The following is an 11,602-nucleotide window of genomic DNA, read 5'->3' on the forward strand; positions in this document are numbered from 1 at the left end:
TACCGTAGATCGCACCACCCTGAGCCAACTGTTCGAAGTGGTCAATGGTCATGCCGCTGACAACGCCTTCGAGTTCAGAGAAGTCGATGGTGAAGGTGTTTTCTGAGTCACCCTGCACTTCGCCCAGCTGGATCGGGCCTGTGAAGGTGATATCACGTGCACCGGTGATTTCCAGGTTGGTGTGCCAGGTTGTCAGACCATCATCGGTTACACTGTTGCTGCCAGTACCGGTGTTGATCTTGTACACGACTTCAGCCGGTACGTCAGCCGGACGGTCGTAACCCACGATTTCATTACCGTCTTCATCGTAGCCGGTTTCGCCGGAGAAGCTTACGTTGAACCACTGGTCGCCGACCTTGAAGTCGTCAGACAGTGAACCACCGTAGTAGACGTTACCGTCGATGTTGGTTTTGATCGTGTCGCTGGTGTTGAACGGGTCAAACACGCCTGCAGCACCGGTAATCACAACATTACCAGCAGCCAGGTCGGTGTTGCCGTCGTCAGCCAGCGTGATGCCCTGCGGAGCCACGCGGGTGTGCAGCTGTTCAGCTGTCATTTCCAGGGTGACGCCGTCCTGTACTTCCAGGATCAGGTCAATATTACGCGACAGGTTGTCAACGCCCAGGTCAGTCAGGGAGATGTCATCGGTGACGATGATTTCAACTTGCGCGTAGGTGTGGAAGATAGAACCTTCAACACTGAAGTTCTCAGCACCGATGGCCAGGAACTGCTCGGCGGTCAGGGTCAGCTTGGCGTTATCTACACTGCCCACATCGCCATTATCCAGTACAACGCTGGTGATGCCATTCAGTGTTGCTGCACGCAGATCACTGTCAGCATTGACCACCATGGTGATGTTTTCACCGGTAATGCTGGAGCCTTCGTAGGCAACAAGGCCTTGTGCCAGACCATCTGCGTTACCCAACACAAGAACGTTATTGCCTTCGCCCAGGTCAATATTGACTTTGGCACCATTGCCGTTCAATACAGCAATATCACGCCCCAGGTCTTCGAGCAGACCGCTCAGCTCGGCAGTGGTCGGTGCAACAATGCCATCCAAGTCGGCGTTAGCGCGACCGTCGTAAGCCATGCTATTGATAACATCAATATCACTCTGATCATTTGCACCAATGCCCAAGACATTTGCGCGCACATCATTGGCTACGAGGAAGTCGATCCACGCCTGCTCATTTGGAACACTGTTGCCGCCATCTGTGATGAATACCACCTCATTGGCGCCACCTACATTGTACGTACCCGTCTGATCACCAAACGCAGTCTGTACTTCAGCAATAAAACCAGCTGTATTCCAGTAACCCTGGGCCTGCATTGTATTAACGACTGCGAGTGCCTGTGCCTTAGTGACCCAAGCATCGGCCGGCTGTGTGCCTGAGCCCAAATCCGCAACCAGATACACAGCAGTATCGTCAGGCAACTGATCAAACAGCTCCGCAACAGCCGCAGCCTGTGCGACGATAGGTGCGGGCGTCTGACCATTGCTCATTGAGCCTGAATCGTCCAACACCAACACCAAGTTCGGAGAAGCCGTTACCCCTGATGCTTCACTACCTTCACGACCCGCAACCGTAACAACATCATCACCACCCTGAGAGTTGATGATGATTTCACCAGCGCTGGCCGTAATAACATCAGCGCCTTCACCGGTTGTGATGGTCACATCATCAACGTTTGCAGCGCTAACCATGTTGCCGCCATTACCCGCGGTCACAGAGACAGTGTCGCTGCCATCAACACGGATGGTGTTGGCACCGTCGCCCGCAGTGATGGTAACAACTTCGCCGCTTTCGGCGGTGAGTTCGTTGTCGCCATTACCCGCATTGATGGTGACAGCCTTGCCATTGCTGTTGGCCTGGAACTGGTCATCCGCTTCAGCGGTACCGGTGAAGATCACTTCATCATCGTGGCCATCAATGGTCAGATCCACACCGCCGGTGTTGGCAGAGGCATCGATCACAGCCGGACGATCGGTATTGAAACCAGCCGCCATGTTCTCTTCAACGGAGAAGATTGCTTCGCCGCTGATGTTCAGGTGGCTCAAAGTGCCGCCTGCGAAGAACTGATGCATGTGGTTCTCGGTACCCTGAGAATCGATATTCAGGGTCGAGGCGTTGTGCAGCAGGTTGATATCGGCATTAACATCACCGATTGCCAGCTCGATGTTCAGCTCACCGGTCAGGCCTTCGCCGTAGTGAACGGTCACGTTCTGGCTGAACTCGCCTTCGAAGCGGGTCAGCGCGCCGTTGCGAACACCGGCAATTGTCAGCGTACCCAGATCCGCTTCATCAACACCGTCAAAATCGGATTCGGTGATGGTCAGCTTTTCAAGATCAACGGCACGGGACAGGTCGATGGTAGAGTTGTTGGAGCCGTCACCTGACAGATCCGGGTAGGTGCTATCGCCATTTACGTCGGTGTAGACGTTGGGCAGGTTTTCGATGTTGATCGTCTGGATGTTCAACAGCTCTTTCGGCTGAGCGTAGTAGCCTTTGGCGTCGATTTCCAGAGTATTGTTGCCCTTACCACCGTCGATGTAGGCACCGTGCAGCAGGTCCAGACGGCCTGCAACGATGAAGTCATCCGCAGCAGAGGTTTTACCGATCTCTTCGGTACCGCCGTTGTTCTGAGTCGGGGTCAGGATGATCGGGTAGTCCGTGATCAGGGTGCCGCCTTCGATAACGGCCGGCACGAGGATGTCGTTACCGTCTGCATCGTCAACACCGCTGTCGACCATGTACGCCACTTCTTTCTCGAACAGACGAGAATTGCCATTGGCATCAAACAGCAGGCCGTTCAGGTACTCGAACTGTTCCTGAGTCAGGGAGACAACCGCTTCAGCGACGGTGCCATCCTGCAGGGTTACACGGATCTGGTAGTTACCGGTGTAATCACCTTCCTTGCCGGTGTCGAAGCCGGTGTCAGCGTCACCGCCGGAGGTCGCATCGCCAGTGTTATTGAACTGATCACCCATACCGCCCTGCAAACCGTCTTCACTGCCTGCAATGGTGATAGTGCTGATACGATCAAGGCTGTCGTTGATCACGTTAAACACGTCATCAGACATGTTTGCCGCAGTGAACAGGTAATCACTAACGGTGTCCCACACCTGACCGGCCGGTACGCCTTCGCCTGTTTCCGGGTTGCCCCAGTAGGTCAGTGTCTGCGTCGGGATGGTGTCATCCAGCACTTCAATCGTGCGAATTTCAGTCAGCGACCAAATAGCGCTTTTAGGTAAGATCTTGTTTATAAAGCCGCGTTATCGATATCAATAGCTCTTTTTGTAAGTTTTCTACGCTATGTCTATTTTTCCGAGTCGATCCGCACCCAACAGAATCGATCTAATACCTTCAGGATCGCTTATCTGACGCGCCCTGCAGCCCCCTGCCTCCAGCATTTATTTTTCTTCACAGTTTCTTCATTTCAGATCAATTCCAGCGCACTCAGCAGCACTAGCCTCTCTTCGTCCCTTCAGTTCAGAGGGCGCTTTCGGTCACTGCGACGACGGCTCTCATCCTCCAGGCGACCCTTCAAGGTTTCTACCGCCGCCTCTCTCACCTGAACATCCAGCACATCATCACTGCCCAGTATATCGATATCGACACCCCGTTCGCGCAAGGCACGAATCATGGCGGTCAGTGTCTCTGCACGCATCACCATCTCCAGTGTTTCATTGCGTGCAATCGTCGACTTGGCCACCCCCAGCATGTCCGCGAACTCTTGCTGACTCATGCCCAACGCGGCACGCCCTATCCGCATCGCCATCGCAAAACGTACTTTTTCATCCATAAAGCTTGACTCCAAGCCGATAAAAGAACTATTAAATACATATCGCTACTTTTAGTAGCGATTACGAAACATGAAAGGAGTATTCGCTATGCCAAAGCGCAACCTTACACAACAGTTCGTACAGAGTAGCAACTTATGCCCGGCCGACAAATCCAAAGTCGACTATTTCGATACCAAAATACCCGGATTGGTGTTCAAAGCCCTCAAATCTGGACGGCGTACCTATTACCTGCGTTATCAGGATGTCCGGGGTAAAACACAAGAGAAAAAGCTAGGCGCTGCCGATCGGTTGAGCCTGGCGGATGCTCGTCAGCTCGCAACGGAGCGACTGACGACACTGGCAATGGGTATTGATCCCTTTGAACAGAAAAAAACGCTGAAGGAGGTCCCGACCTTTACTCAGTTCGTGGAGCAGTCTTATCTGCCCCATATCAAAGCCTATAAGCGCTCGTGGAGAACGGATGTCTGCCTGCTGAACAAGCACATCCTGCCCGCCATCGGTGCTCTGCATCTGGATGAGATTACGCGGCGTCATTTAGTGGATCTGTTCAACGTCAACCGTCAAACGCACAAGCCCAGCTCCACCAACCGGCTCATTGTGCTGTGCCGTTATATTTTTAACTGCGCCATGCGCTGGGAGACCGCTGGGGCAACTCGCAACCCGACGGCCGGTATCGATCTGTTTGTGGAAAATAATAAGCGGGAGCGTTACTTAACATCGGAGGAGGCTGCACGCCTGTTTGAGACGATCACACGGTCACGCAACCCTCAGCTTAAATGGATTGTGGCCATGCTCTTGCTGACCGGTGCCCGCAAGGGTGAGGTGTTAACGGCGCGCTGGAAGGATCTGGATCTGGAGCGGCGTATCTGGACGGTGGAGTTCAATAAAACCGGGACGACACGCTACATTCCGATTTCAGATGGATTGCTGGAGATGTTGAATGCCGTGGAGCAGCTGCGTATACCCGGCTGCGAGTGGCTGTTCCCAAACCCCAAGACACTGAAGCCGTACAACAACATCTTTAACTCGTGGGATGTGGCACGTAAGCGTGCCGGGATGCCGGAGTTGAGGCTACATGACCTGCGACACAGCTTTGCCAGCTTCCTGATTAACTCAGGGCGCAGTCTGTATGAAGTGCAGAATATTTTGGGGCATACCCAGGTCAAAACCACTCAGCGATATGCTCACCTGACGCAGGACTCGCTGATTGCAGCGGCCGATACCGCCACCCGGTCACTGCCGTCACTGTCTACCATGATGCCAAACCGCGCTTCTCAAGTCGCGCTGCTGGAGGCTCGTTAGTCGAGCACTCCAGCCCCACCGGGCTCAGTACCTGGCTTCAGTGCGTAATGCCTTGACCTCGGCCTCTGTCAAACCAGAAGCTTGGGCGATCTGGGCATCGGTCAGGATATTCATGTTGATCAGATTGAGTGCCGTCTCACGCATAGTTTCTATCCGGCCTTCCACCCGGCCTTCCATGCGTCCTTCTATCCGACCCTTCTGAATTCCCCGCTGTTCCCACTGCTCAGGCCACTTTTTTATACGTTCAGCCAACATGTCGTGCCCTGATCAGTGCTTACCCAGCAAGGCTTCCAGGCCCTCAGCCGTCAGAACACCTTTAATCCAGGCATCCAGTTTGGTAGCGTCTGCTTGATCGATCATCTGAGTAGCCCAGTCAGGTAAGGGGCCGAATTTCAATTCCAGCAGAGTAAGAGCCGTCTCACGCATGTTTTGCATCCGACCCTTCTGAATCCCTCGCTGTTCCCACTGCTCAGGCCACTTTTTTGTACGTTCAGCCAACATGTCATGTACCTTCTATGCCGCTGCGCTCCAGTGCCTTGGGGGTCAGTGTTTGCCCAGCAGGACTTCCAGGCTCTCAGCTGTCAGGATCGACTCAGCCCATTGATCAATCAGCTGCGAGTCTGCAGACTGGAGCACCAATTCAGCCCACTCTGGGAGAGCACCGAATTTTATCTCGATCATCTTGCGCAGAAGTCGTGACTCTCCTTCCATCCGGCCACGCTTTTCAGCATCGTTCAACAACGACACCTCATCCCGCAGTGCACGTTCACGCACGAATGCCAGGCGGCGTGTCTCTTCATCCGCACTGAGTTGCTTGATGCGACTCATCGCTTTCTTGACCGGTTCGTGTGCCACTTTGGCCATGATCAACTCCTCCTGCCAGTGCTTAAAAAACGTCACCCACGCACGTAACGGACCTTCGGGTAATCCCAAGCGATCCGCTTTATTCAGTTCGACCAGGTTCATCTGTAAAACGTTCCCGAGCGATACATCAGGCAAGCGTTCATCCCGCATTTCAAATCGCCAGATGGCTTGCTGCCGCTGAGATTCTGTCTCGGTAAAGAGGTCGAAGTCCAGCAGGTGAAGTCCAACCGAAGCACGCAGCTCTTCGTAGTCTTCACCGGCACTCAGCTGGGTGCCCAGCATGCGAGCCAGGTAAAACAGCCCTCGCTTGTGCCAGGCATCATAGCGGCGCACCTGGATCTCTACATTATAGCAATGGCCCTCACCATCTTTTGCCAGCACATCCAGGATGATGTATTTGCCCGTCAACTCGCTCGCTTCAATGTTCGGGTTCAGGATCTCAACCGATTCGATGTTCGGTAAATCCGGGCGCAGGTCATTGATCAGATCCACCAGCAGATCCGGTGCTTCTGCAAACAAGCGCTTGAACACATAGTCGTTGGTTGGGTCGAGTAAATCGGTCATGGCTACTCCTGTCTGATTACTGACCAGTCTACCACACACGCTGCGTGTCATAGGATAGTGCCCGCTGTGTAAAAAAATAATAACAGGACGCAGTGGCCGCCGTGCTCGCACAAGGCGAACACGACGACCGGGGGTTTTCAAATCAACCCCTTTTCTGCAAAGGAGCAGGTGCCTTCATGCCCGACGATGACGTGATCCAGCAGCCGGATCTCCACCGTGCTCAGGGCCTGCTGCAGCCGAGCGGTAATGCGCCGATCCGCCTGGCTCGGCTCTGGACTGCCCGACGGGTGGTTGTGCACCAGGATCACGGCCGCCGCGTTGTGTGCCAGTGCCTCTTTGATCACTTCCCGTGGATACACGCTGGCCGCATCGATGGTGCCCCGGAACAGCTCCCGGAACCCGATGATGCGGTGACGGTTATCCAGCATCAGCATGCCAAACACCTCGTGCTCATACTCCATCAGCAGAGTCTGCAGGGCGTTGAACACCGTATCGGGCTTATCCAGCGCACGGCCTTTACGCAGGCGACGACGGGCCAGCATTCTGGCCAGGTGCATCAACTCTGCGTCGGTTACAGCGCTGGGGACGAGATAGGTACCGGGGCGTTCCCCGGCGATCAGTTGGGGTGTCATCAGTGTATTCTCCTTTCTTCAGGCCACACGGGCCTGTCCTTTGAGTGCGGCAAAGTGCTCGGTCAGCTGCCAGAGTGCGCGGTTGAGGCGCACATCCTCGGTGACGGAGGTGATGGCACGGGTGCGGGTATGACGCCCGGATGCCGAACGCCCCGTCAGTCCGCCTTTGAGCAGGTTTTCCTGGGTGCGATTGAACACCCGCCACAGGTTCTGATCCCGGTCTTCCGCGCGACGGGCATCCAGCAGGCGATCCGGTTGAATGGGGCTGACCTGACGCCAGTCTTCCCCGTACCGCAGGGTCAGAGCGGATTGTGCGAACAGGCGGGACTCTTCCGGGCTTAACCGCAGGGACTGGAAGCGCTCGACGGTACCGGCCAGGTTGGGGACTTCGTCCACCAAGGCCAGGGAGCCGTCCAGGATCTGATCCACCACCTGCTTGCCGTGGCGTACCCGGATACCGCCCATATCGCCTACCGGTGTCACCATGCCGTTGCTGCAGATCAGTCGGAACAGTCCCAGATCCAACTGATAGGCGGCAGAGCGGTCATGGCTGTTGGTCAGTACCAGTTCTGCAATACTGTCGCCCACCGTGATCTGGCGTTGTGGGTCTTGGCGGAACCGCACCAGATGGCGGGTGGTATCCCGGCGCTCAGGATCGCGCACACGGGTCTGCTGTGCCCTGACCGGATACCAACCTTCAGCCTGCAGGGCATCCACCACCTCAATGGTGGGTACAAAGCCATAGCGGTCAGAGACAGCATCATCCGGTGCCTGGGCAAAGATGGCCGGAGCCTGACGGTAGAGTTGATCACGGGACAGGGTGCCCGCATGGGAGTGCGTCATCATGATAAACCTCCAGACCTGCAGGCACCGCCACCCCGCAGGGCAGCGATACCGGCAGGGTGATTGAGAGTGGTTGTGAAAGCGAAAGATGAATGGAAGCGCCGTTGTGCCGTTGTGGTACCCAAGCGTTCAGCACGGCAAGGGATAGTGGCTTGATCAATGAGCGGTCGGACGCGCCTTGCTCACCCCTGACTGACGGGCACGTTTGGCCAGGCGGGAGGCCTGAGCAATATCCGCCTGCAGTGAGGCTTCGATGGCAGAGGCATCCACATTAGTTTCGGTATTGGCTGCAGTGTTCTGGTTCTGCTGAGTGTCTGTTACTACCGTTGCTTCGGCCTGAGCCTCAGCGTCAGCCGTTACAGGCTGACCCGTACCCACATCTCCATCCTCAAAGGGCGCAGGCTTGCGGGTCAGTCGATGGGAGCGTTGAGCCAGCTTATCGCTCAACGTTCCGGTGGCACTGAGCTGGCCAGACGCGGCTTGGTTAGGGCTATGAGCCTCAAACTGTGGATAAAACTCATCCACCACGGCGGCGACATCCTCCTCCTGCTCTTCAAACAGCCCGTTGGCAAAGCCCTGCTTGGCCACGCGATCCAAGGCCTTCTGATCAAACCCCACTTCATCCCGATCCAGGGCCATGTCGTGCGCACTGGCCAGGGCTTCCTCCAGATCCATGCCTTCGCGCAGGGTGATATCCACGTAGTAGATGGGCGTACCGTGACTCTGACGGGTGGACTTGCCCCGCAGCCTTAACTCCAGCGGCATACAGGCCAGCCGGTTACCGGAGACCGCCTTGAAGTACTGCAGCCGTGCGGCCAGGGTGCGAATGGAGTTGAACCCGGTGGTACGGAAGATAAACGTCCCCAAGGGGTCTTCATCTCCGATCACCACGTTGAGCCGGGCATAGGGCTTACAGCGTCCGCCCTGAGCCAGCTCGCAGCTGTCGGGGCCAGGGCACGGCAGCGTCTGCATCCCTTCACGGGTCCGGCGACGGCACTGCTCCCCATCCCCCACGCACAGCGGCCTGGCCGTAGTGCGATCAAACAGGGAATACTCCGCCCTCAGGTTGAGATCCGGGTCATTGAACAGCAACCGGATCGGGATGCGGCGCAGCTTGCCACCTTGGCCTTCACGCATCTGTTCATCCAGCGGGTGGTGCAACCAGCCTTCGCGGGTCTGGATCTGCGAGGTCAGGGTAAACTGATCATCTTTCTGTGGCAGGCGTTTGCCGTCCTTCTCCACCACCTTACCGATGGCGATCCGCCCCAGAATGGGCGGGGTAATGGCGAGACCTTTTAACATGGGGTACCTCCAGATAGACAAAAGCCCCATGCCTCCGAGGCGGGCATAGGGCTTAATCGATTGGTTTTGAATGGATTTTGAAAGCGATAAAGAAACACGGGCCTCAACGCCCATGCACCACAAACCGACGACTGCCGGGCTTCACCGTCAGGTACTGCTGCACCAACTCCGGTTCATCCTTCTTCAGCCGTGCCAGATCCACCACGCGGCTGTCAGTGCTCTTCTTCCAGGTAATGCGGCCCTGCGAGAACTGAGCCTCACTGGCCGTGCCCATTGCCTGCTGCAGCTGATGCTTCAACTGGGCTTCATCGCGTTTGGCATCGTCCAGTACCGAGCGCACCACCAGCAGCTGCTCAAACACCTCGGACAGCTCCGGTTGTTCGGTGAAGTCCAGTACCTCATGGTCATCCTCCGGGAACAGTGCCCGCAACGCACGGTCCGCTGAGTCACTGGCATCCGCCGGGGGTGGGGTATCCTCGGTAACGTGACGCCAGAACGCGGCTTCCAGCTGGATCAGCCGCTCAATCAACGCCTCATCCCGCTCCAGACGGAAGATCCTCAGCTCATGGCCTCCGACCAGCACGGCCACATCCGCCGCCTGCTGACCGGTGACGGCCAACTGGTGCATCACCTGCAGCTGTACATACTCCGGCACGCCGTTCTTCCACAGCTTAGCGCCATTGATGCCTGCGGTTTTGCACTCCAGTACCTGCACTTCATCGCAACCGACCACTTCACGGTCCAGATTGGCCAGCATCCAGGCATGAGTTGGGTGCTGCAGCACCGCATTGACACGGCGCACCTTGAAGCCGGTGCGCTTAGCATAGTGCTCGGCCACGATGGGCTCCAGTACCGTGCCCCAGAACAGCGGGCTGTTATCGTCATCGTCAGGCTGTTCAGCGAGCCCATCCGACTGAGCGGCATGCACCAGCCGACCGGTCTTCTCCATCCACAGCTCCAGCTGGGATTTATAGGGATTGAGTCCAACGGCAGCCGCCGCATCCGAACTGCCAATGCCGGTCTGACGCACGGCCAGCCAAGTATCCCGATCCAGCTGACGGGTATCCACCAGACGGTGCGCCTGAGCATGGCGGCGCTTATTGGAGACCAGCCCCTGCAGCGCCTCGGCCTGTGCGTTCTTCATGGCTGTATCCGTCAGGGCACTGTGAGGCGCAGGCAGCGCCAGAGCGGTCGGTTGAGTCGCGGTGTGTTGTGTATTCATCATCATTCTCCTATGTCCCGTAACGGCATAAGGCCCCGGCATACCGCCGGAGCAATGCCTGGGGATAACCAGTAGTCAGTCAAAAAGGGGGCGGTTAGTCGCGTCGAAAGGTGTGGCCGCAGTTCAGGCACTCACAGTTATCCAGCACCCGACGATCCAGCTCATCACCGATCTGGGCACCGGTCACGCCACCGGCTGCACCCCCAATGAGTCCACCGATCAGCGCACCGGACAGGGTGCCCAAGGCCATACCGGGCGGGCCAGCGATCCGGCCTAGCTGCAAACCGGTTACAGCACCGCCGCCTGCGCCACTGAGCGCACCTGCGATGCCACTGGCCGTGCCTGCTGCGATGCCGGTCACGGTTCCGGCTTTACGCCCCATACGACGGGGCAGAATACGGTCTGATGCACAGACCGGGCATGTCGTTGTCATCTATCACCTCCTGGGCAAGAACCCTGCGTTGAGCGGACGCACCTCGGGGTGTATCCAGGTCGGTGATATAGGTTTGAGATTTGGTTGAATCTGCCAGTGCCAACAGCTGGATGCGGCGTCGATTCAGTGCGGTATCCGGGCTAAGAACGCAGTGCGTGTAAAAAATAATCGGGCAGTGGAATACAGTGAGCGTGGTGATCACCCACTGAGTTATCCCCGAACCCAAAATGATTTTATTTCTGAAATCGAGGGTCAATGTTTCCGGGGGTGTGCCTGTGGGCAAACCTCGATGGGACGGGGGTTTTTGGCAAGGTCGGAATGACGGAAAAAGTAGTATATATAACCAACACATAGATCTATTCCGCATAACCAACATCCATCCCATATAACCCATTACGTATCAATGGATATAACCCATCCCTCTACCACTCCCCCAGATTCAAACAGGTCATAGCCTGATCTCTTCCCAAAGACCTGAATCAGTGACTTCATCTGCTATTGCCGTGCCACCGCATTGAATATAACCACATTCTTTAACATCGCTCGATCTTATCCGGATTCTGCCGCCGCGTCTGCGCTACTGCAGCATCATTCACCGTCTTCTCCGACGTTTTTTTGCTCTGAATGCTATCGGG

General features: G+C 56.3%; 10 protein-coding genes and 1 pseudogene. 1 reads left to right on the forward strand and 10 read right to left on the reverse strand.

What is annotated here, in order from left to right:
- On the reverse strand, positions 1-3,205 hold a 3,205-nt coding region (locus ABIE61_RS17780; protein WP_354411993.1), incomplete at its 3' end, for a VWA domain-containing protein.
- A 281-nt stretch (positions 3,206-3,486) separates the two neighbouring features.
- Positions 3,487-3,804: a helix-turn-helix domain-containing protein gene (locus tag ABIE61_RS17785; protein ID WP_206836789.1), complete on the reverse strand. Its 318-nt coding sequence runs from the start codon at positions 3,802-3,804 to the stop codon at positions 3,487-3,489.
- 88 nt (positions 3,805-3,892) lie between these two features.
- On the opposite strand from ABIE61_RS17785, the gene ABIE61_RS17790 reads away from it, so the two are divergent.
- Positions 3,893-5,107, forward strand: a complete 1,215-nt coding sequence (locus tag ABIE61_RS17790) for a tyrosine-type recombinase/integrase (protein ID WP_354411996.1) — start codon at positions 3,893-3,895, stop codon at positions 5,105-5,107.
- Between the two features lie 24 nt (positions 5,108-5,131).
- On the opposite strand, the gene ABIE61_RS17795 is transcribed toward ABIE61_RS17790, so the two are convergent.
- The 8 genes and pseudogenes from ABIE61_RS17795 to ABIE61_RS17830 all read right to left on the reverse strand — a co-directional run bounded on the left by ABIE61_RS17795 (position 5,132) and on the right by ABIE61_RS17830 (position 10,967).
- A complete protein-coding gene (locus tag ABIE61_RS17795; RefSeq protein WP_354411999.1) occupies positions 5,132-5,362 on the reverse strand; it encodes an RpnC/YadD family protein in 231 nt (76 codons plus the stop codon).
- 12 nt (positions 5,363-5,374) lie between these two features.
- On the reverse strand, positions 5,375-5,608 hold the full coding sequence (locus ABIE61_RS17800) for an RpnC/YadD family protein (protein ID WP_354412001.1): 234 nt from the start codon (positions 5,606-5,608) through the stop codon (positions 5,375-5,377).
- 42 nt (positions 5,609-5,650) lie between these two features.
- Positions 5,651-6,535: an Rpn family recombination-promoting nuclease/putative transposase gene (locus ABIE61_RS17805; RefSeq protein WP_354412004.1), complete on the reverse strand. Its 885-nt coding sequence runs from the start codon at positions 6,533-6,535 to the stop codon at positions 5,651-5,653.
- Positions 6,536-6,672: 137 nt separating this feature from the next.
- Entirely contained in the window at positions 6,673-7,167 is a 495-nt protein-coding gene (gene radC, locus ABIE61_RS17810) for a RadC family protein (protein WP_502915075.1), read from the reverse strand.
- Positions 7,168-7,185: 18 nt separating this feature from the next.
- Positions 7,186-8,013 (reverse strand): DUF932 domain-containing protein, encoded by an 828-nt coding sequence (locus ABIE61_RS17815; RefSeq protein ID WP_354412007.1) that lies wholly within the window; start codon positions 8,011-8,013, stop codon positions 7,186-7,188.
- A 426-nt stretch (positions 8,014-8,439) separates the two neighbouring features.
- Positions 8,440-9,312 (reverse strand): annotated as a pseudogene (locus ABIE61_RS17820) (recombination directionality factor); the annotation flags it as partial.
- Positions 9,313-9,415: 103 nt separating this feature from the next.
- The gene (locus tag ABIE61_RS17825) at positions 9,416-10,534 is read right to left on the reverse strand and encodes a YqaJ viral recombinase family nuclease (protein WP_354412013.1); all 1,119 of its coding nucleotides are present in this window, start codon (positions 10,532-10,534) and stop codon (positions 9,416-9,418) included.
- 94 nt (positions 10,535-10,628) lie between these two features.
- Positions 10,629-10,967, reverse strand: a complete 339-nt coding sequence (locus tag ABIE61_RS17830) for a hypothetical protein (RefSeq protein ID WP_354412016.1) — start codon at positions 10,965-10,967, stop codon at positions 10,629-10,631.
- Between the last annotated feature and the right edge of the window lie 635 nt (positions 10,968-11,602).

Source organism: Marinobacterium sp. MBR-111, from assembly GCF_040547585.1.
Classification (GTDB): domain Bacteria; phylum Pseudomonadota; class Gammaproteobacteria; order Pseudomonadales; family Balneatricaceae; genus Marinobacterium; species Marinobacterium iners.